This window comes from Bartonella sp. HY038, from assembly GCF_014117425.1.
Classification (GTDB): Bacteria; Pseudomonadota; Alphaproteobacteria; order Rhizobiales; family Rhizobiaceae; genus HY038.
This window is the reverse complement of the sequence record NZ_CP059725.1, coordinates 1,191,009-1,212,904: the sequence shown is the minus strand read 5'-3', so window position 1 is coordinate 1,212,904 and position 21,896 is coordinate 1,191,009. Positions and strand designations below refer to the sequence as shown.

20 protein-coding genes are annotated in these 21,896 nt (G+C 39.8%); 10 read left to right on the top strand and 10 right to left on the bottom strand.

The annotated features are described in order from the left end of the window. The first annotated feature begins 41 nt into the window (after positions 1-41). On the top strand, positions 42-1,175 hold the full coding sequence (locus tag H3299_RS05155; RefSeq protein WP_246708149.1) for an HlyD family efflux transporter periplasmic adaptor subunit: 1,134 nt from the start codon (positions 42-44) through the stop codon (positions 1,173-1,175). A gap of 397 nt (positions 1,176-1,572) precedes the next feature. On the opposite strand, the gene H3299_RS15720 is transcribed toward H3299_RS05155, so the two are convergent. From H3299_RS15720 to H3299_RS15565, 3 genes are read right to left on the bottom strand one after another with little or no spacing between them, the layout of a single operon-like run. After that, a complete protein-coding gene (locus H3299_RS15720) occupies positions 1,573-1,707 on the bottom strand; it encodes a hypothetical protein (RefSeq protein ID WP_256434234.1) in 135 nt (44 codons plus the stop codon). Beyond that, positions 1,700-2,728: an MFS transporter gene (locus H3299_RS05150; protein WP_210276141.1), complete on the bottom strand. Its 1,029-nt coding sequence runs from the start codon at positions 2,726-2,728 to the stop codon at positions 1,700-1,702. The genes H3299_RS15720 and H3299_RS05150 overlap by 8 nt, the downstream gene beginning before the upstream one ends. After that, the gene (locus H3299_RS15565) at positions 2,700-2,915 is read right to left on the bottom strand and encodes a hypothetical protein (RefSeq protein ID WP_210276139.1); all 216 of its coding nucleotides are present in this window, start codon (positions 2,913-2,915) and stop codon (positions 2,700-2,702) included. Before H3299_RS15565 ends, H3299_RS05150 begins: the two co-directional genes overlap by 29 nt. A gap of 193 nt (positions 2,916-3,108) precedes the next feature. Here H3299_RS15565 and H3299_RS05145 point away from each other — a divergent pair, with 193 nt between their 5' ends. Further along, positions 3,109-3,681: a TetR/AcrR family transcriptional regulator gene (locus tag H3299_RS05145; RefSeq protein ID WP_182419220.1), complete on the top strand. Its 573-nt coding sequence runs from the start codon at positions 3,109-3,111 to the stop codon at positions 3,679-3,681. Between the two features lie 413 nt (positions 3,682-4,094). Continuing rightward, positions 4,095-6,353: a ComEC/Rec2 family competence protein gene (locus H3299_RS05140; protein WP_182419219.1), complete on the top strand. Its 2,259-nt coding sequence runs from the start codon at positions 4,095-4,097 to the stop codon at positions 6,351-6,353. A gap of 35 nt (positions 6,354-6,388) precedes the next feature. Here the strand turns inward: H3299_RS05140 and folK are convergent, their stop codons facing one another. Together folK and folP are read right to left on the bottom strand one after the other, a co-directional pair. Further along, positions 6,389-6,916: a 2-amino-4-hydroxy-6-hydroxymethyldihydropteridine diphosphokinase gene (gene folK, locus H3299_RS05135; RefSeq protein WP_182419218.1), complete on the bottom strand. Its 528-nt coding sequence runs from the start codon at positions 6,914-6,916 to the stop codon at positions 6,389-6,391. Further along, positions 6,916-7,749: a dihydropteroate synthase gene (folP, locus tag H3299_RS05130; RefSeq protein ID WP_182419217.1), complete on the bottom strand. Its 834-nt coding sequence runs from the start codon at positions 7,747-7,749 to the stop codon at positions 6,916-6,918. The genes folK and folP overlap by 1 nt, the downstream gene beginning before the upstream one ends. Before the next feature lie 113 nt (positions 7,750-7,862). Here folP and H3299_RS05125 point away from each other — a divergent pair, with 113 nt between their 5' ends. Next, a complete protein-coding gene (locus H3299_RS05125; protein ID WP_182419216.1) occupies positions 7,863-8,477 on the top strand; it encodes a DUF922 domain-containing Zn-dependent protease in 615 nt (204 codons plus the stop codon). A 78-nt stretch (positions 8,478-8,555) separates the two neighbouring features. Here H3299_RS05125 and H3299_RS05120 read toward each other — a convergent pair whose 3' ends face one another. Then, a complete protein-coding gene (locus H3299_RS05120) occupies positions 8,556-10,229 on the bottom strand; it encodes a ribonuclease J (RefSeq protein WP_182419215.1) in 1,674 nt (557 codons plus the stop codon). Between the two features lie 247 nt (positions 10,230-10,476). Further along, complete coding sequence (locus H3299_RS05115) at positions 10,477-11,151, bottom strand: alpha/beta hydrolase (RefSeq protein ID WP_182419214.1); 675 nt, start codon at positions 11,149-11,151, stop codon at positions 10,477-10,479. 250 nt (positions 11,152-11,401) lie between these two features. On the opposite strand from H3299_RS05115, the gene H3299_RS05110 reads away from it, so the two are divergent. The 6 genes from H3299_RS05110 to H3299_RS05085 all read left to right on the top strand — a co-directional run bounded on the left by H3299_RS05110 (position 11,402) and on the right by H3299_RS05085 (position 18,016). Continuing rightward, the gene (locus H3299_RS05110; protein ID WP_182419213.1) at positions 11,402-12,565 is read left to right on the top strand and encodes a cysteine desulfurase family protein; all 1,164 of its coding nucleotides are present in this window, start codon (positions 11,402-11,404) and stop codon (positions 12,563-12,565) included. Positions 12,566-12,733: 168 nt separating this feature from the next. Beyond that, positions 12,734-14,245, top strand: coding sequence for a Fe-S cluster assembly protein SufB (gene sufB, locus H3299_RS05105; RefSeq protein ID WP_182419212.1), 1,512 nt, complete (start codon positions 12,734-12,736; stop codon positions 14,243-14,245). A gap of 55 nt (positions 14,246-14,300) precedes the next feature. Further along, the gene (sufC, locus tag H3299_RS05100) at positions 14,301-15,056 is read left to right on the top strand and encodes a Fe-S cluster assembly ATPase SufC (RefSeq protein WP_182419211.1); all 756 of its coding nucleotides are present in this window, start codon (positions 14,301-14,303) and stop codon (positions 15,054-15,056) included. A 12-nt stretch (positions 15,057-15,068) separates the two neighbouring features. Beyond that, positions 15,069-16,349, top strand: coding sequence for a Fe-S cluster assembly protein SufD (gene sufD / locus H3299_RS05095; protein ID WP_182419210.1), 1,281 nt, complete (start codon positions 15,069-15,071; stop codon positions 16,347-16,349). 27 nt (positions 16,350-16,376) lie between these two features. Further along, a complete protein-coding gene (locus H3299_RS05090) occupies positions 16,377-17,618 on the top strand; it encodes an aminotransferase class V-fold PLP-dependent enzyme (RefSeq protein ID WP_371739803.1) in 1,242 nt (413 codons plus the stop codon). Further along, on the top strand, positions 17,615-18,016 hold the full coding sequence (locus tag H3299_RS05085) for an SUF system Fe-S cluster assembly protein (protein ID WP_182419209.1): 402 nt from the start codon (positions 17,615-17,617) through the stop codon (positions 18,014-18,016). Before H3299_RS05090 ends, H3299_RS05085 begins: the two co-directional genes overlap by 4 nt. A gap of 114 nt (positions 18,017-18,130) precedes the next feature. Here H3299_RS05085 and H3299_RS05080 read toward each other — a convergent pair whose 3' ends face one another. The 3 genes from H3299_RS05080 to abc-f form a co-directional block, all read right to left on the bottom strand. Then, positions 18,131-18,607: a hypothetical protein gene (locus H3299_RS05080; RefSeq protein ID WP_182419208.1), complete on the bottom strand. Its 477-nt coding sequence runs from the start codon at positions 18,605-18,607 to the stop codon at positions 18,131-18,133. A gap of 452 nt (positions 18,608-19,059) precedes the next feature. Beyond that, positions 19,060-19,578: an IS1595 family transposase gene (locus tag H3299_RS05075; RefSeq protein ID WP_182419207.1), complete on the bottom strand. Its 519-nt coding sequence runs from the start codon at positions 19,576-19,578 to the stop codon at positions 19,060-19,062. Positions 19,579-19,772: 194 nt separating this feature from the next. Beyond that, positions 19,773-21,659, bottom strand: coding sequence for a ribosomal protection-like ABC-F family protein (gene abc-f / locus H3299_RS05070; RefSeq protein ID WP_182419206.1), 1,887 nt, complete (start codon positions 21,657-21,659; stop codon positions 19,773-19,775). Positions 21,660-21,896 lie beyond the last annotated feature (237 nt).

Below are 21,896 nucleotides of genomic sequence, written 5' to 3'. Positions count from 1 at the left end.
GAATGTTCAAAATATACGGCGTAACGAATAAGGCCCGTATAATGCTTTGGATAATGATGACTGCCCTTGCTGCTTTTTTAGTGTGGGCTTGTCTTTTTGAGCTTCAAGAGGTTGCAGTAGGCGAAGGTCGAGTTATTCCTTCAATGAAAGGACAGATCGTCCAGAACCTTGAAGGCGGAATTATTGAAAATCTTACAGTAAAAGAAGGCGATACAGTTAAAAAAGGTGATGTATTAGCCACTCTTGACATGAAATTGTCTCAAGCTAAATTTGATGAAACCTCATCAAAAATTATCACGCTGCAAGCCCGAGCTGCGCGTATTGAAGCGGAAATTAACGATGCGGATAAGATTGATTTTCCAGCAGATGTGTTAAAATTTAAAGAGGTAACGCAACGTGAAACAAACCTATTCACGGTTAATAGGCGTGCATTTAAAGAAAACATTTCAAATATCCAAAACCAGTTAAATCTTGCTGAGGAACAAATTAAAATAGCTCAGCCTCTCATGCAAAGTGGCGCGGCAAGCAAGACCGAATTGCTACGTCTCCAACAAATCGTTGCTGAGCTCACTACCAGTCTTGGCGCTAGTCAAAATCAATATCTTGTAGCGTTACGAGATGATTATACCAAAACCATGAGCGAATTGGAGCCGCTAATCAAAAGCCTCGGAGGCTTAAAAGACCAACTTAGCCGCAGAGTTATTACATCCCCAACAGAAGGCATTGTTAAAAATGTCAATGTTTCTACTATTGGTGGTGTTATAGCACCTGGCGGAATCTTGATGGAAATTGTACCGCAGGACGATCAATTGGTAATTGAAGCCAAGATCACCCCTCGTGACATTGCTTTTATCCATGATGGACAAAGTGCTAATGTAAAAATTTCTGCTTATGACTCTGGCGTATATGGATCTATGAAAGGCAAAGTTATTTATATTTCACCAGATACTATTGAAGATGAAGCAGATAAACGCGTGCGCTATTATCGTGTCCACGTACAGACAGATCAAAGCTATATTGATGTAAAAGATAAAAACCATCCTGAAAAGGATCATAAATATTCAATTTTTCCAGGTATGGTAGCCACAACAGAAATTAGTACAGGACAAAAGACCATAATTGCTTATTTGTTAAAACCTCTCAACAGAGCTGGCGAAGCTTTACGCGAACGCTAATTTTATCAATAGTAAATTATTGGAACTACAAAATGCCGCATGTTTATTGCGGCATTTTTTATTAGCTCCCCTCCCCCTTAGAAGAAGCATAAATATAACTTCAAAATGGGTTCAAGAGACACACTAAAACTCGCTCATCTCTCACGCAATTATTATTATTTGGTATTATTAACCGCTTGAATACTATTTTCTTTAGCCGCTCAATTAAGTGATAAATGCATATGATGTAAACTCATCCGGTCTGCCAATAAAAAACAACGGCATAGATCATATGGTTAAGAAAAGCAAAATAAGCAAATTTTGTAATAGCTGCAAAATAAATTACTCTTTTATGTAGTCAAATTAACTGTAATCAGAGATTGATAACGCTTTCAGCGTAGCCTTATTCATTATCCTATTAATGGGGGCAAAAAGCATGATTGAAATTTACAAATAAATCAGGGGTTTTTGTCCACAAATAAACTGCAAACATGACTAAGCCAAGAGCGATAAGTGCTGCATTAAACTTGAAAAGCTTAAAAGATTTATTCATGAATTATCGCCTTTTCATTAACAAAGAAATGCACTGCTACACCAACTAGACTTAGAAAAATTGCAAAAATCCATATATTTGTATAATTTCCAGTCAGGTCATGGTTGACACCACCTAACCAACCTCCGAAAAATGACCCTACTTGATGGGTAAAAAAGACAAGGCCAACAAGGGTGGTTAAATAACGCACTCCAAAGATGTTGGCAACAATACCATTAGTTAGCGGCACGGTCGAGAGCCAAAGGATGCCCATCACCGCGCCAAATAAATATACCGAATAAGTGGTTAAGGGCATAGTTAGAAAAATAATTATAGCCACTCCGCGCAGACCGTATAGTGCCATTAATAGATGCGGCTTTGAATATTTATCACCAAGCCAGCCAGCTAAATAAGTTCCAACGATATTAAATAGACCAACAAGCGCCAAAAATATTGTGCCCGTCGTATTATCAAAACCATTATCAATTAAATAGCCTGGCATATGAATACCGATGAAAACAACTTGGAAACCGCAAACAAAAAAACCTAAAGATAAAAACAAAAATGGCTTATATTTGATAGCGATACCAATTACTTCTTTTAATGAGGCTTGCTGTTTATTTTTAGCTAAAGAAGCAGCGCCTTTAGACGACTGAGGATTTTTTAGTAAAAATGCCAATGGTATAATTAATGCACTTAATACAGCACCGATAAGCAAGGATGTCGACCATCCATAGTTTTGTATTAAAAGCAATGTCGAAGGCAGCATAATAAATTGTCCCAAAGACCCCGCAGCACTAGCCATGCCCATCGCTAAACCGCGTTTTTGCACGGGTGCCGCACGCCCAACGGCAGAAAGCAATACAGAAAAAGACGTTGCCGATAGCGCCAACCCTAAAATAACACCAAGGCTTAAGTTCAACATTATCCCAGATGAGCTGATGGCCATCAACAATAAGCCCAAACTATAGAGAACACCGCCAATAAGGACGGTTCTTTTGGCGCCATATTTGTCAGAAAACGCCCCGGTAAAAGGTTGCACTATTCCCCCAAAGCAGATTTTGCATCGCAATAGCTAAGCTGAAAACATTATGGCCCCAACCAAATTCATGGCTCATAGGCACAAGATATAGGCCAAATCCATGACGAATTCCCAAAGACAAAGCTAAAATAATGGCGCTGCCGATGATGATGTACATAAAATTTGGCGAAAACTTTTCTGTCGACATATTAGACCTTATTCTTCTCAAATCCATTTAACAGGGGAAAGTCAGCTGTGATTAATTTTGCTTTTTAAAATTGTATAGGCTGTTAAAATAGATTATAAATGAAATCTATTTTAATGCAATTTCTATTTTTAGATGCATTTTACGGGTAAATTATCGTTTTTATTTATTTTTTGATTTAATATTTGGAGGCTTTATGCCAAGAGTTTCAAAGGACAAAATGATCCAAAATCGCGCAAGAATAGAAAAAACAACCGCGAAGCTCATCAAAGAAAAGGGGCTAAAAGTTAGTATCGCGGATCTTATGAATGCATCTGGTTTAACCCATGGTGGTTTCTATAAGCATTACAGCTCAAAAGATGAATTATTGACCAAGATTTGTTCGCTTGTGTTTAACGCTTCAAACGAAAAATGGCAAAAAAGAGTAAAAGACACACCTTCGCAAGCAGCGGCGCGGCAAGCGATAATAGAAGGCTACTTGTCACAAGAAAACAAAAACAATCTTGCTGAAGGTTGTCCTATATCATATCTCGCCATGGATATTTCGCGTAATGACACTAGCGAAATGATTAAAAATTCTTTTAAGCAGGGAATAGAACAACTTTTAGCTATTCTTACCACGTTAGAAGACAGTGATACCGCTAAAGACGACGCAATCTATGATATATCTGCAATGGTAGGGGCGCTACTTTTAGCAAGGGCGACCAACGGAGAATTATCAGATCGTTTTTTATCAACGGTCAAGTCAAAATTAATTGCAAATAGATAAAATTCAAGAATGGTTTATAAGACTAAAAATGTAAAAAATTCAATTTGAATTCAAATTTGGTTCACTAAAAGACGTTCTTCAACATGTCTACCATCTATGGCATTCTAAAGAAACTAGGCACAGTTTCATTGGTTAAAGCTTCAAAGGTTAATGCTTAATAAGCATTAATAAAGCATAAGCCCCTATCCTAATTTACGTTTTTTGCACCAACAGCTTACAAAAATTTGAAAACCTTCTAAATTATTATACTATTAAAAATATTATAATAAATATAAATACTAATATAAATTAAAATATATTTTTATTAAAGCAAATATTACTGTGCAATATAGATATAAAAGAGTAATATCTCATTTCAATTAGACAATAGGGAATAATTTAATTTTACTATAACAAGGGAGGATCTTCAGCATTTGGCTAAAAATGTTAAGACACCCTCCAACCAAAGTCATCCACGGATAATAGATACTCCGGACGATATTGCTTACCATCCGCCAAAAAATAAAAACTGGCTGTTTGATCGCCTCAATAAGCTTTACAACAGACTTTGCAATTTATATAACTTTGAAGGTGCTCTTGGCAGTATATTTTTATTTCTACCGGTTATTGCTGGCAGTGGTTCCATTTGGTATTTCAATCTAGACTATGAACCATCATTAATTTATCTCCTTATATTATTGCTGTTAAGTCTTCTAATCTTTGCGCTTTTTCGTCATAGCCGATCGTTGCGTTTAATTGCACTTACCCTTGTCCTTTTTAATGCTGGCGCCATTGCAGGCAAGGTGGAAACTCTTCGAAAAAATACACCTATCATTGCTAATACCTCAACAACCACGATTACAGGTCGAGTATTATCACTTGATAAAGGCGTTAAAGGCGGCTACCGTTTAGATCTTCAAGTTTTAGCAAGTGAAAACCCCGCGCTTCCCTTTGCCCCTGATAAGATACGTTTAACTGCACGGAGCTTACCCGCTAATATTCTTATAGGCGATGGACTTTATGGGCTTGTTCGCTTGCGCCCTCCTAGCGGCCCGTCACGCATCGGCAGTTATAACTTTTCGTTCCATAACTATTATTCAGGTATTAGCGCCCAAGGTTTTTTTATGGGCGAACCACAAATAATTTCCGTTTCAGCGCCAACCAATATAACCCAGCGGCTTTTTTTAGCGATTGCCACCCTACGTAGCAACATGACCGAACGTATTACTAACGCAATTGGTGGCGAGGCTGGTGCGGTGGCCGCTGCATTGATTACCGGACAAAGGGGCGGCATTAGTGATGATACTAATGAAGCGTTGCGGGTTTCTGGGCTCTCCCATATTCTTTCTATTTCCGGCCTACATATGGCAATGGTAACTGGTATGATTTTGGTAGTGGCTCGCCTTATTCTATCCTGCTTTCCATCTTTTGCTATGCGTTATCCAGCTAAAAAGCTAGCTGCCATCATTGCGCTATTTGCTGCAACATTTTACCTTATTTTATCTGGGGCAGATGTTGCCGCACAGCGCTCTTATGTGATGGTTGCCGTTATGATGATTGCAATCGTATTTGATCGCTCCGCCCTTACCATGCGAAATATTGCCATTGCTGCACTGATTACAATTATTATTTCTCCCCATGAAATTCTTGGACCTAGCTTCCAGATGTCCTTTGCTGCAACAGCGGCACTAATTGCGGTTTTTGGCTGGTGGAGCAATCGAGAGAAAAAACAAAATGAAAAAATAGTTAAAAAGAATTTTCTATATAAATTTGTTTTGGTGCCAATTGTTTCAACCGCAGTAGCCTCTTTAGTCGCAGGCTTTGCTAGTGGAATTTTTGCAGCCTATCATTTCAACAATACTGCGCCACTTGGAATTTTGGGCAATGGGCTAGCCTTTCCTATCATGTCTATATTGGTGATGCCTTTTGCACTTATGGCAGCAGTTTTAATGCCACTTCATCTTGAATGGCTACCATTACAAATTATGGGAGCTGGCGTCGATATCGTAAAAAAAATTGCATTTTGGGTTTCCTCTATTTCACCAGACTTTAATACCAACATAATTAATGAACATGATTTAATATTTTTAACTTTGGGTCTAATTATACTTTTTTTCTTACAAACGCGATTAAGGCTACTTGGACTTATTCCCCTTTGTGTTGGTATGTTGCTTACTTTTAGCTCACCAATTCCAAGCATATTGATTTCTGAAGATGGCCGTCTGGTTGCGTCTTTTACTAAAGACCATAAATTTGCAGTCAATCAAGAAAGGCCGCCAAGTTACCTTGTGAATAACTGGCTTAGCAGTTTGAAGTTAAAAGCTGGAGATATCATACCAGTAAACAGCCAAGTCCCCTTTGGTTTTACCTGCACAGAATTTATTTGCCATCTAAGTTTAGAAAGCAGCAAACAGCTAACAATCATCGATAATCCAAATTTTTTAAAGGAAAACTGCAACAAAGCAGATATTATATTTTTGAACTATGTCAGCACGAGCTATCCAAAACTCAGCAATGAAAGTTGTAAAGCAAATGCATTACTGATTACAAAGCGCGATATTGCACTTAATGGCACCGCTGAAATTTATAATGAAAATGGAGAGTTTATTATTAAATGGGCGTCGGGATCTCCTCAACGCCCATGGAATGATTATCGTAAAGCTTCTAGAGTAGCTCTAGGCATTAATGATTAAAAAACTCAATTCTTGCAATATTCAGACATTTGAAGTTAAAAATTGATCCATTCTTTGCCATTGCTTACTTTTTCAATATCTTCATTTGCACATTTTTTTATAAGATCACACACTTTGTGCACGCCTATCTTTAAATCAGGGGCAATTTCAACAAGCGGTAACAATACAAAACATCGCTCACTAATACGTGGATGAGGAAGCGTTAAACTATCTGATTTGAAATATTCAACCCCTTCAAAACTCAATATATCGAGATCAATCGTTCTTGGTCCCCACCGCTCAAGGCGCTCTCTTTTAAGGCTTAACTCAACTTTCAAACACTGGTCCAAAAAACTTTGCGGATCAAGACGAGTATGAATTAAAGCGCAACTATTATAAAACCATGGCTGATCAACATTTCCCCATGGCGGTGTTTTATATAGGGATGATATATCTAATAGCTTATTATCTGGTGTTCCAATCAGCTTTCGTAATGCCATTGCCATATTATGCGGCACATCACCAATATTACCACCAAGGCCAAGCCAAACTTTTTTATAGGGATTTTCTGCTTCAACATTCATTATGCGCCAGCCCTTACAAAAGCATCCGCAATTAAAAGCGCATCCTTATTCACTTCAATATTATGAACACGAAAAACATCAAAACCTAGATTGCGCATTAATACTGACGTGGCTGCTGTTGCAACATCGCGTTGATCGGCAATATCTATGTGGGCAACATTACCTATAAAACGTTTGCGTGACGTACCTGCCAATAAAGGATAGCCTAAGACATGTAATTCATTTGCCCGTTTCATCAGAGTCATGTTTTCATCAACAGTTTTTGCAAAACCAAAGCCTGGGTCAAGCACAATTGCCTCATCACCAATACCAGCATTTTTTGCAAGCTTTAGTGATTCTGTTAAAAAATGGATTTGATCTTTGATAACATCCTTGTCGCGCACCCGCTCGCGCCCGGTGTGCATTATAACAACCCCTGCCCCAGTTTTTGCAACAATATCAGCCATATCGGCATCCTTTTGCAGCCCCCAAACATCATTGATAATATGTGCCCCTAATGCAACACATTCAAACGCAGTTTGCGCATGATAGGTATCAATCGAAATAACGCAGTTTGTTTCCTTTACCAAAGCCTTTACAACGGGTATAAGCCTATCTAACTCAGTTTCCACATCTATCGGTTCTGCACCTGGTTTTGTAGTCTCAGCACCAATATCAATGATATCTGCACCTGCTTCAATCATTGCTTTGGCTTTTTGAACAGCAATATCTGGTTGATTAAAGCGGCCACCGTCAGAAAAAGAATCTGGGGTTACGTTTAAAATTCCCATTAATATGGACTTAGGTCCTAAAATAATTTCTCGATTATGTGCACATTTCCAAATTTTATTCATAGAATTTACTTTTTTTAAGAGATTCTGTTTTATCAATAATAATTACACTTCTATATAATAGTTTTACACTTGTCCTCAACTACTCATATCCCGCATTTCAGGAGTATCGGTTAATGCGCATGCTTCCCACAATAATTTTAGCAGCCTTCTCTGTTGTCTGCTTGGCGCAATCCGCATCTGCATCAAAAATTTATCGTAAAGATAGTTTTTATACAATTTCCGGAAATACTGCGGCTGAACTTGATCGCTCAATGTCAGGGAGAGGTCCATTTTTAAAAACGACAGGTAGTCGTCATCCTGGTGCCACACGCTTAAAATTTGTGCCTAATATTAAACTTGTAAAGGATGGACGCTATTGTAAAGTTGCAAGAGCTGACATTGATATTCAGGCTAAAGTATTGCTTCCACGCTGGAAACAGCGCAACTCAACACGCTCAGCTGAACTTGCCATTATTTGGGATGTTTTATACCGCGATATTCGTCGCCATGAAGAAAGCCACATTATTATCGCTCGCGCCCATGCCAGCGAAATGGAGCATGCTATTCGCTCTCTTTATTATCGTAAAGACTGTAAAGAATTACAAGCAGACATCAATAAGGTTGTCAATCGCATCATGCGCAAACAAGACCGTGCGCAAGCTTATTTTGAGCGCGTTGAAACCCTTAACTTCGAAAAACGTTTTTCACGGCTGCTTAACTATCGCTTGCAACAGCTAGAAGGCAAATAAGCCTAAAAAATTGTAAAAATTAAAAAGCCCTTTTCATCAACGAAAAGGGCTTTTTATTTGTACATAGTGTTAGATATTTTATTTACGATGCAAAAATACCGTTACCACAGGCTTTTTACCCCAAATTTCATTGACTGCTGAACGCACTGCTCTGCGTGCAGATTCACGAACAACTTCGCTATCGCGGCGACGTTGTTTTGGAATAGAGCCAATTGCATCTTCAACCCGATCCATTAATAGATCTTCCATCAACTCACCACGACCGTCAGTTTCTGGTACACCATAAGCCACAAGATCAGGCGCACTTGCTAAATCAAAATTTTTATCCATTAGCAAAGATACAGCAACATGACCGACATAGCTTAATTTGCGGCGCTCGCGAATACCAAGCTCATCCTCGTCACCAAGGAGATATCCATCTTTATAAATACGCCCCACAGGCACTTCATCAATAATACGCACTTCACCGGGAGCCAATAAAAGCATATCGCCATTGCGAATTGACGCAACTTTCTTAATGCCCTCTTGTGCACCCAAAGCTGCATGGGCTGTCAAATGCGCTGCCTCGCCGTGAACTGGAACAAGAACGTCTGGACGCACCCATTTGTACATTTGCCGCAATTCATCACGGCGTGGGTGCCCAGATACATGAACAAGGCCATTACGTTCAGTTACCACTTCAACGCCGCGATCAATTAATAGATTTTGCGTTTCTATAATGGCTTTTTCGTTACCCGGAATAGAGCGTGATGAATAAATCACCATATCGCCAGCGCCAAGTTCAATATCGCGCATTTCATCACGCGCAATCTTAGCTAATGCTGCCCGTTGTTCGCCTTGGGATCCTGTAAGGATTATAACGATCTTATCACGCGGGATATAAGGATAATCCTCTTCCGATAAAAATGGATCAAGTCCTTCCATCATTCCAAGTTCTTGCGCAACTAAAACACTGCGCTTCATTGAGCGTCCAAGTAAAAGCACCTTACGCTCTGCGTGCTGAGCCGCAACCGCAATAGATTTAATACGACCCACATTTGATGCAAATGTTGTAATCGCAACTCTCCCCTTGGCATTGCCAATGATAGTTGCCAAGCTTTCGCTAACTGCTGTTTCGGTTGGCGAAGTACCCTCAACCATAGCATTGGTTGAATCACAAATAAGCGCAAGAACACCTTCATCACCAACTTGGCGAAACCTAGCTTCATCGGTGGTATTGCCTAGCGTTGGTTCTGGATCAATTTTCCAGTCGCCTGTATGAACTACATTACCAAGTGGGGTACGCAACACTAAAGAGACGGGTTCAGGAATGGAGTGGTTAACTGCAACAGCCTCAACCTCAAAAGGACCAACTTGAAAACGCTCGCCAGCTTTAAATAGGGTCAGCGGTACTTCATAGGATTGGTAATCTGATTGCCGTTTGGTTTCCAACATGCCGGCGGTAAAAGCAGTGCAATAAACTGGTATTTTTAACCTTGGCCATAAATCAAGTACAGCACCATAATGATCTTCATGAGCATGGGTGATAATTAACCCACGTATATTATGGCGCTCACTTTCTAAAAATCTGATGTCCGGCAAAATTAAATCTGCCCCAGGCAGGTCTGGCCCTGCGAAACTTACCCCCATATCCACCAACAACCACTCGCGGTCATCTTCAGCGCCATAACCATATAGCGCAAGGTTCATACCAATCTCGCCTACACCACCAAGTGGTAAAAAGACAAGCTCAGTGCCATCTTGAACGGCCATTTATTGCTCCCTTTTGTCAGCATTATTAAAATCCATCATTTAAAATGCTGCATATTTAGTTTTACTCATTAATTCAATATCGACATCATCTGCAAACAGCTCATAGCTATGCAGAGAGGTAAACTACAAATTTAACTTCTCCTATGCCTCATTTCTTCACGCCGAAAAAAGCATCGATGCAACCAGAAAAATTTTAGCTTTAAAATGCAACCATCCCATAAACCTATAAGATGGTTGGCTACAAAACTTAGCGTAAACGCTTCATTCTTGGCTCTGAAAGTTCACCAGCAAGACGGCGATCAAGATATTCAGAACAATCATCAATTAATTCTTCAACACGACCGGTAAAGAAATGGTTTGCACCTTCTAAGGTCTTTTGTGTGATTGTAATACCCTTTTGGGTTTTTAATTTATCGACCAAAGATTGCACATCTTTTGGCGGTGCAACTTTATCCGCATCGCCGTGAATGATAAGCCCTGATGATGGACATGGCGCTAAAAAGGAAAAATCATAAGTATTAGGCTGCGGCGCAACTGAAATAAAACCTTCGATCTCAGGGCGGCGCATTAATAATTGCATACCGATCCAAGAGCCGAAAGAATAGCCCGCTACCCAGCAATTGCGTGAATCTGGATGCAGCGATTGAACCCAATCCAACGCAGCAGCAGCATCAGATAATTCACCTGCTCCATGGTCAAACTCACCTTGGCTACGACCAATACCGCGAAAGTTAAAGCGTAGTGTGGTAAAATCGCGCTCTTGAAACATATAAAACAGATCATAGATGATCTTATTATTCATTGTGCCACCAAATTGTGGATGAGGATGCAAGATAATCGCAATCGGGGCATTTTTTTCTGATGAAGGTTGATAGCGTCCTTCAAGACGCCCTGCAGGGCCGTTAAAAATAATTTCAGGCATCCATTACTCCAATAATTCGCCAAATCTTAAATTAGCATGGTGTTATTCAGCTCAATATTAACGCTTACTCACTCACACTTTAAATAACTTAAAGATTGTTGGAAAAATCCACTTTTCTTAAAAAAATCATGTTTGATAACTGGTAAACATATCGCTATTTGTTAAATAGGCGTTATGCTATGTATTTTTCAAGAAAATTACGCAGTAAAACCGATAAAAAGCATAAATTTTATATAAATGGATTGAATTAATGGCCAAAAGCCGCATTTATCTCGATTTCAATGCCACAACTCCGCTAAGCGATTCTGCTAAAACTGCTTTAATGCAGTCTTTTGAGCATTTTGGTAATGCCTCCTCGGTTCACAACGAGGGAAGAACAGCTAAAGCGCTCATCCAAAGCGCACGACGGCATATAGCGGAAAGTCTTAATGCAAATATTGATAATATTGTATTTACATCGGGAGCAACTGAAAGTGCGGCACTCGCCCTCACTCCTCAGTATATGATGGGACGCAGCCCTGTTTTATTTTCTAAGCTTTATATTGGTGCAACTGAACATCCTTGTGTTTTAGCCGGTGGACGTTTTGATAAAGCAGATATAATTACTATTCCAGTTGATGAAAATGGTTTAATTCATTGTAATATTTTGGAAAATGAGCTTGCAAACCACGATAAATCTGCTGGGTTACCACTTGTCAGCATTCAATATGCCAATCATGAAACTGGCGTCTTGCAACCAATTGGTCAAATTGCCGATATTGTAAAACAAGCTGGCGGTGTTTTTATTGCCGATATTGTGCAAGCCTATGGCAAAATGCCGCTTGACCTTACGGCGCTTGGCGCAGATTTCGTCTTTATAAGCGGTCATAAATTGGGCGCGCCCAAGGGTATTGGCGCATTAATTGCAATGGGCAGAGTTTTAATGCCTAAAGCCTTACTCACTGGCGGCGGCCAAGAACATGGTCACCGCAGTGGCACACAAGCCGTTGGTATGATTAGTGCTTTTGGTGCAGCAGTAGAAGACATCAAACGACACGACAACGAAAATAATCGCCTAAAAATTCTACGCGATCACCTTGAACGGGGATTAAAGGAAATTTCGCCCGATTGTATCATTCATGGGAAAGCAACGGAGCGATTACCGAATACATCATTTTTTTCCATTCCGCAGATGAAAGCTGAAACATTGCAAATTGCCTATGACCTTGCTGGAATTGCAGTTTCAGCAGGTTCTGCTTGCTCCTCAGGAAAAGTATCAAGTAGCCCAATCCTAAAAGCGATGAATTATCATAATGACAATGGTGCCATAAGAGTTTCCACAGGCTGGACCACAGAATTACATGATATTGACACTTTTTTAGCTGAAACACAAAAAATTGTCAGCAGAAGCAAAAAAATCACGCAAAAGCCTTGAATTTTTTTAGAATAGTTTTAAAAACAAATAAAGCTTGAGTGCTATTGTCATGTTTATTGAATTTTGATTCTAATCAATTATATAAATTCTATAAAGCAACTGTAATATCATTTTTTGCTTTTTTCAATAACTGCTGGACTTTGACCCGGCCAGGATGGAGATAAGCCTATGCCTGCAGTGCAGGAAACAATAAGACAGGTTAGCGAAATTGACGTTGACCAATATAAATATGGTTTTGAAACCGAGATTGAAACAGATAAGGCCCCCAAAGGCTTGAACGAAGAAATCATTCGTTTCATTTCTGCGAAAAAAAGTGAACCTGAATGGATGCTTGAATGGCGTCTTCAGGCTTTTCAACGTTGGCTAAATATGAGCGAGCCCCATTGGGCACGCCTTGAATATCCCAAAGTTGATTTCCAAGACCTGTATTATTATGCAGCACCAAAAAACCAAGTTGGTCCCAAATCTTTAGATGAGGTAGATCCTGAATTATTGGCAACCTATGAAAAGCTTGGTATTCCGCTTAAAGAGCAGGAAATTCTTGCTGGCGTTCGAAAACAAGATGAGCGTTCCGAGCTTGAAGATAATATCTATGCAAGTGGACGTGTTGCTGTTGATGCTGTATTCGATTCCGTATCAGTTGTAACAACATTTAAAAAAGAACTAGCCAGCGCTGGCGTTATCTTCTGTTCAATTTCAGAAGCCATTCGCGAATATCCTGAGCTTGTGCAAAAATATCTCGCATCCGTAGTTCCAGTTGCAGACAATTATTATACAGCACTTAATTCTGCTGTGTTTACTGATGGTTCCTTTGTATATGTGCCAAAGGGTGTACGCTGCCCTATGGAATTATCAACCTATTTCCGCATTAACGAGCGCAATACCGGTCAGTTTGAGCGTACATTAATCATAGTTGAAGAAGGTGGTTACGTCTCCTATCTTGAAGGTTGTACCGCGCCGCAACGCGATGAAAATCAGCTTCATGCAGCTGTGGTTGAGCTGATTGCCTTAAAAGATGCTGAAATTAAGTATTCAACCGTCCAAAATTGGTATCCAGGTGACAAGGAAGGAAAAGGCGGCATTTACAACTTTGTAACCAAGCGTGGTGACTGCCGTGGCGATAACTCCAAAATTTCTTGGACACAGGTAGAAACCGGCTCGGCCATTACTTGGAAATATCCATCCTGTATCCTACGTGGTGATAATTCGCGCGGCGAATTTTATTCAATCGCCGTATCTAATGGTTATCAGCAAATTGATTCTGGCACCAAAATGATCCACTTGGGAAAAAACACTTCAAGTCGTATCATTTCTAAAGGCATATCGGCTGGTTTTTCCAATAATACCTATCGCGGCCTAGTCACTGCCCAAAGAAATGCTGCCAACGCGCGTAACTTCACCCAATGTGATAGCTTGCTTATTGGCAATGATTGCGGTGCCCATACAGTGCCATATATCGAAGCAAAAAATGCAACGGCTCAATTTGAGCATGAGGCAACTACTTCCAAAATTTCCGACGACCAATTATTTTACGTAATGCAACGTGGTATTCCTGAAGAGGAAGCTATTGCTCTTATCGTCAATGGTTTTGTTAAGGAAGTTATTCAAAAGTTACCGATGGAATTTGCCGTAGAAGCACAAAAGCTCATCAATATTAGCCTTGAAGGCAGCGTTGGTTAAATATTTTTTCGGCTGGCAGCTTTATTTTAGCGCCGCTGTATAAAGGATTAAAAATATGTTAGAAATTAAAAATCTTCATGCTCGTATTGCTGAAAGCGGTACAGAAATTATTCGTGGGTTAGACCTTACTGTTCAAGATGGTGAAGTTGCTGCCATTATGGGTCCAAATGGTTCAGGTAAATCAACCCTTTCTTATATTCTTGCTGGACGTGATGATTATGAAGTCACTGAAGGCGAGATTATTTATAATGGCGAAAATATTTTAGAACTTGATCCAGCAGAGCGTGCAGCTCTTGGTGTATTTCTTGCATTCCAATATCCTATGGAAATTCCAGGTGTTGCAACCATGGAATTTTTAAAAGTTGCAATGAATGCACAGCGCCGTGCACGCGGTGAACCGGAATTAAAAATCCCTCAATTCATTAAACGTGTCAAGGATGCCGCAGAAGATTTGCAGATGGATATGGCTATGCTAAAGCGTCCGTTAAATGTTGGATTTTCCGGCGGTGAAAAGAAGCGTGCGGAAATTCTTCAAATGGATTTATTGGAACCAAAGCTTTGCGTTTTGGATGAAACCGACAGTGGCCTTGATATTGATGCTTTGAAAATCGTTGCCGATGGTGTCAACAAATTGCGCGGCCCAGATCGCTCATTCCTTGTTATTACCCATTACCAGCGTCTTCTTGACTATATTGTCCCAGATACCGTCCATGTTCTTTATAAAGGCCGCATCATTAAAAGTGGTGATAAATCCTTGGCACTTTATCTTGAAAATAATGGCTATGCAGAAATCATTGGCGAAGGCGCATAAGGGAGCTTGTTAATGTCTATTATGACAAAGGCTGAACATACATCAGCTGAAAAAGCCCTCATTGAAGGGTTAGAGACCGTTGCTGCCCAACTTCCTGGCGATGTTGGCAATGTTTTGTTACGCCAAAAAGCAGTTGAAACCTTTGCGGAAAAAGGCTTACCATCACGCAAAATCGAAGCTTGGCATTATACAGATTTACGCACCTTGTTGCGTGATATCCCCGATTTTGTAACGGATAAAGCCTTTTCAAGTGATGGTGAACCCTCAGTGCTAGAGCCAATTTTGGCAGGTAGTACAGTTTTGCCATTGATAAATGGTAAATGCATAAATAGTGATGCGCTTGCAAATGCTAAACCAGTCGCAAGAGAACTTTCATCGGGCACAATTTCTTTGCCAAAGCATTTTGCTAGCGATGATGTGATCAGCCAAATCAACACCGCTTATGTAAGTGATGGTTGGTCGATTAATATTGGCGATAATGACAATGATATTAATCTTATCGAGATTCAAAATATTGTTACGGATGGTCAGGCCCATACCACATCACCAGTAAGTGTGGCAGCGGGTAAAAAGGCAATCATTATTGAGCGTCAACTAGGCGATGATAGCCCTAGTTTTTCTAGCGCGATTAATCGCTTAGCGGTTGAAGATGACGCTGAAGTGCTTTGGATCATTATTCGTGAGCGTAACCAGCACGCCGTGGAGTTTAATCAGTTTAACGCTGTTTTACAAAATAACGCAAAATTGAAACTCTATATTATCAATGCTGGCGTTAAACTATTACGCCAAGAAATTAATGTAGATCTTTGCGGCGAAGGCTCTGACTTCCAATTACGCGGTGTTAATTTGCTTAACGGACAAAGCCACACCGACACAACAATGACCGTTCGCCATTTGGTTGAAAATACTACTTCAACCGAAATTGTACGCAATGTTGCAATGGATAAAGCACGTGGTGTTTTCCAAGGTATGATCCGTGTTTCGCGTGAAGCGCAAAAGACCGATGCTCGCATGGCCTGCAATAGTCTTATCCTTTCCGATCAGGCAGAATTTGACGCAAAACCAGAACTAGAAATTTTTGCTGACGACGTTGCTTGCGGCCATGGCGCAACTGTCACCGAGATTAACCACGACCATTTATTTTATTTGATGGCACGCGGTGTACCAGCGGCATTAGCTAGAGGGTTGCTAGTGAAAGCTTTTGTTCAAGAATTAATTGAAGAGCTTGAGGACGAACCCCTTGAAGACGCGTTAAAATCCACAATCGATCAATGGCTTATCGACCACTTATAATGTAAAATATAAAGTAAGGGACTTATAATGACCTTGGAAAAAGCAAGCGAGATTTTTGACGTTAATTCTATTCGCAAGGATTTTCCTATCCTCTCGCTCGAGGTTTACAATAAGCCCCTTGCCTATCTTGATAATGGTGCATCCGCGCAAAAACCACAATGCGTCATTAATGCTATCACCAATGCCTATAGTAGCTCTTATGCCAATGTGCATCGCGGTTTGCATTTTTTATCTAATGCGGCAACAGACCTTTATGAGCAAGCGCGTGAAAGCGTTCGTAGCTACCTTAATGCATCATCAAGCGATGAGATTATTTTTACCAAAAATGCCACTGAGGCAATTAATACAGTAGCCTATGGCTATGCAATGCCTAACCTAAATGAAGGTGATGAAATTATCATTAGCGTGATGGAACATCATTCCAATATCGTTCCTTGGCATTTTTTGCGTGAAAGACAAGGTGTAAAGCTCGTTTTTCTGCCCGTAGATGACGCCGGTGTTCTTCACTTTGAAAGTTTTGAAAAAGCGCTGTCACCACGAACAAAATTTGTAGCTCTTACCCATATGTCCAATGTTTTGGGTACTGTTCCACCTGTTAAAAAAATAATTGATCTCGCTCATCAGCACAATATTCCTGTACTCATTGATGGCGCACAAGGTGCAGTGCATTTGGATGTTGATGTACAGGCTTTAGATTGTGATTTTTATGTTATTACCGGTCATAAATTATATGGACCATCCGGCATCGGTGCGCTTTACGGTAAAAAATCTATTTTAGAAAAGATGCGACCATTTCAAGGTGGCGGTGAAATGATTGAGGAAGTACGGGAAGATTACATTTCCTACAACCATCCTCCTCATCGTTTTGAAGCAGGGACACCGCCGATTGTGCAAGCAATAGGTCTTGGCGTTGCACTTGATTATGTGCAAAAAATTGGTCGCAAAGCAATAATGGAATATGAGCAACGGCTCACCCTTTATGCCCATGAACGTCTAAACGAAATTGAAGGATTGCGTATTATTGGCAATGCGCCCAATAAGGGTGGTATTATTTCATTTGAAATGCAGGGAATTCATGCCCATGATATTTCGATGTTTGCCGACCGCCAAGGTGTTGCATTACGCGCTGGCACCCATTGTGCACAGCCCTTGCTAACGCGCTTTGGTGTCACATCAACCTGTCGCGCATCGCTTGCTATGTATAACACCAAAGAAGAAATTGACCAATTGGCTAACGCTCTTGAAAAAGCAAGGACTTTTTTCAGATGACCGAAAATACTGAAGAACAAAAGACGGATAACTCTGCTATCGATTTGGAAACAGCCCCAGAAGCTGCTGTATCAGCTATTCCTGCTGACGAGTTGGATCGGCTGACAGATGATATTATCGCAGCATTGAAAACTGTTTATGACCCTGAAATTCCTGCCGATATTTATGAGCTTGGTCTTATTTATCGTATTGATATTGAAGATGATCGTTCTGTTAAAATCGAAATGACATTGACCGCCCCTGGCTGCCCTGTTGCCGGCGAAATGCCTGGATGGGTTGAAAACGCAGTGAGTGCGGTTGAAGGTATTCCTTTCGTGGAAGTCACGATGACATTTGATCCGCCATGGTCACCTGACCGCATGTCTGAAGAAGCACAAGTTGCAGTTGGCTGGTATTAAACATCATAAAGCTGCATGTTATTTATTGCAACTATGCAGCTTTAGATACTCAATATAACGCCTTATTTTACAACAATAATAATGGCTTTAAGTTTTTGTGTACGACAAAACAAGTTATCCATATTTGCGTAAGGCATCAAGCATATAGTTGCGCCCTTTAAGTGATAAGCCGACATCCTCATTTAAAATTTCCATAAAATCATCATTACTTACATACTGATTATCAATTTTATCAATGATTTCGGCATCACCAAAAACTACATAAAACTTGTTTTCATCTTGTTTCCAAATAAATAGAGAGACACCTTGATATTTAAACAATGCATTTTGATAAACTAGATCGCCAAATATCTCGTCATAATCATCTATGCGATCAATAGAAAAATTTTGACTTTCATTTTTTGAAAAAAAGCCAATAATCTCACAAATTTTCTCTGCACCGCTTAATTTAAGATAATAAGACAATGCCGGCTTATCCAATGGCATTACAGATATGCGCGATTTATATTTAAAATGTGCGATCACTTCCGCATCAAGCAGCACATCATCATCAAAAAACGTTACAACATCCTTATCAACACACTTAACCAATTTGCTCCCCTAATTTTATCAATACTTAGAAACAATACTTAAAAGCTAAAGCACATAAAATGGTTATATCAATGTACCATAATTGGAAGCTCATGTCAGGATAGTTAAGGTTTTTTAGCAAGCTTCTTATTTCTAGCGGCGTCTGTATATTGTCTAATATTTTGCCTTTTTGTGCAAAGATTCACACTGGTAAGATTGATACATCTTTATAGATCAATTCATGCAATACCAAGATCATCACCATCGAACTTGATCAACAGTAAAGTAGCCTCTAATTTATAGGAACTATGAATATAACCTAAGCATTTAAAAAGCTCTTTTTGTCAAAATAGCAGTTTTGACATGATATCGTTTTGCAATATTTCCTCTGTCTCACCAATAGCCACATCAAACCAATTAATCACTCACCCAACACGCATCGACCAAGTTATGATTGCGGCTATACCATTTAATCAACCCATAAATTGTTTAACCCATTGTTTAATCAGTTTTAATTTCGCTTTCGGCAATAGGCTGTTAAATCGCCACTCATATTCCTTTGAAAAAGGTCCAAAATTTTTTCTTAGTAAACCATTAAATTTACGCATATGTCGTTTGGCTTGGTTCCAAAAATTCTCAATGCCGTTGATGTGATTGCTTTTGTCTACAAACAGTTTTAAATGGTTGATGCAATAATGTTTAAACTCTGATATATCCAAGCCATTATATCCTTGCCAATAGTTGCTATAGATAATACTATCGGGTACAACTTCGCATTTAATGATGGGCAATAAACTGGCATTTGATACATCAAGAATAATCTTCGTATACACACATCCGCCGAGCTTGAGAAAACTAAAAGCAGGAAGTTTGCCACCTGCTCCACGTCCACGATTACTCTTGCGTTCACCACCCAAATAATCCTCATCAACCTCAATCTCACCGTCAAAAACTTCACCCACTTCTTGCTGTGTTTGATAGGCAATCAGCACACGAAGTCTTTGATAGTAATAGGTAAATTCCTTGAAATTGAAATCAAATAAATAAGCGACGCTTTCTTATACCTATACCAGTAAACTTTCTCATTCATCTGGTGCAGCCCCGATAACCATTTCTAATGATTGCAATGGCATATTGAAAAACGATATTTAACCGCCGTTTTAATATATACTTTTGGTCTTACACATCACTCCGCAATAGCGGCTTCATATTCTTCAGTCAGTAATAACCATTTATTTTCGGCTTCTTCTAACTGATTAATATAGCTAGATCTCTCTATCGTTTTTTTTGTCGCTTGATCAGGCGCTGAATGATAAAGATCACCTTCACCCAATTCGATGTCTAATTTAGATATTTTTCGTTGTAACTTTTCTATATCTGCTTCAAATTTTTGAATTTCTTTTCGTAACGGCGCAAGAGCCTGCCTCTTATCCGCATTAATTTTTCGTTGATCGTTTTTTGGCTTATCCGTTTCTGCGCTTACTCTTTTTTTAGAGTTAGAAGATTTATTTGAGTTTAAAACCTCTGCCCTATAGGCGTCCATATCACCTTCATATACACCAACGCCGCCATCACGAACAATCCAAAGGCGATCCATTGTTGCGTCAATCAAATGACGATCATGGGCAATAAGAATAACTGCACCATTAAATTCGTTTAATGCCTCAACGAGTTCAGCTCGACTATCAATATCCAAATGGTTAGTCGGCTCATCGAGAATTAAAAGATTAGGACCATCAAAAGTTGCTAGCCCCATTAAAAGTCGCGCTTTTTCACCACCTGATAATTCTTTTGCCTTGGTCATCATTTTAGCAGTTGAAAGCCCCATTCGCGCCACACGAGAGCGAATTTTAGCTTCTGGCTCTTGTGGCATCAACCGGCGCACATGCTCAATAGCATTTTCTTCTGGATATAGATCATCTAATTGATGTTGTGCAAAAAAGGCCACTTTTAAATTTGGCGACAGTGTGATGGTTCCACTCTCCCCCTTTAATCGACCTGCAATAAGCTTAGCAAAAGTTGATTTACCGTTGCCGTTCGAACCCAAAAGGGCAATACGGTCATCATTATCGATTCGTAAATCGAGATTTTTTAATATCGGTTTGTGTGGTTCATACCCTACATTGACATTTGAAAGCGCAATAATGGGAGAAGCAGCAACTTTTTCAGCATCGGGGAAACTAAATGGCTCCACACCTTCGCTTTTCCAAACAGTAATGGGCTTTAATTTTTCAAGAGCCTTTAAGCGTGATTGCGCTTGCTTCGCCTTGGTAGCCTTGGCACGAAACCGCGCAACAAAGGCTTCCATATGGCTTTTTTTCGCTTCTTGCTTTACTGCTTGCTTTTGCTGAAGTTCCATTGTTTCAGCACGCTGGCGTTCAAATTGGTCATAATTACCCCGCCAAAAGGTGAGTTTTTGGTTTTCTAGATGTAAGATGGATGTGGCAGCACTATTCAAAAGATCTCTATCATGGCTAATAATAACAACAGTATGGGGATATTTCTTAATGTAATCTACAAGCCACATTATCCCTTCAAGATCGAGGTAATTAGTAGGTTCGTCCAATAGCAAAATATCAGGTTCGGCAAATAAAACAGCCGCAAGCGCAACACGCATACGCCAACCACCAGAAAAAGATGATGCTGGGCGTAATTGCGCCTCATTATCAAAACCAAGGCCGGACAAAATGGTCGAAGCACGCGCTTCTGCTGAATGGGCATCAATATCAGCAAGCCTGATATGTATTTCAGCAATGCGCATTGGATCTGTTGCGGTTTCAGCTTCCTGCATCAAAGCACTACGCTCTTTATCCGCTTCCAATACAATATCGATTAGCGATTGTTCAGTAGCAGGTGCTTCTTGCGCAACTTGTCCGATTTTAGCACCTTTCGGCAATACTATTTTCCCAGTTTCAGTACTAAGTTCGCCAACAATTGCTTTAAACAAAGTTGACTTTCCAGTGCCATTATGTCCAACAAAGCCGGTTTTAGATCCTTCAGGTAAGATTGCGCTACTATGATCAATCAACAATTTGCCAGCCATTCGCAGGGTAACATCATCTAAAATCAACATTTCAAGCCGGCCTTTTACTATTCGTCTGGTTATAAAACTGAAAATGTCCATAAGCTTCCACATAAAAGCTAAACTGGTACATTTTATCTGTGATAGGGGTTTAAATCACACTTAGCTTCACATTTTAAAGCTTTGCAGTATAAAAACAATGTTGAAAGTGATATAAGTCTTCTAGCTTCTCTTGGCAAGCATAACGAAGATCGCTATACCACAGATGATGTTGATTTTAACTTATAA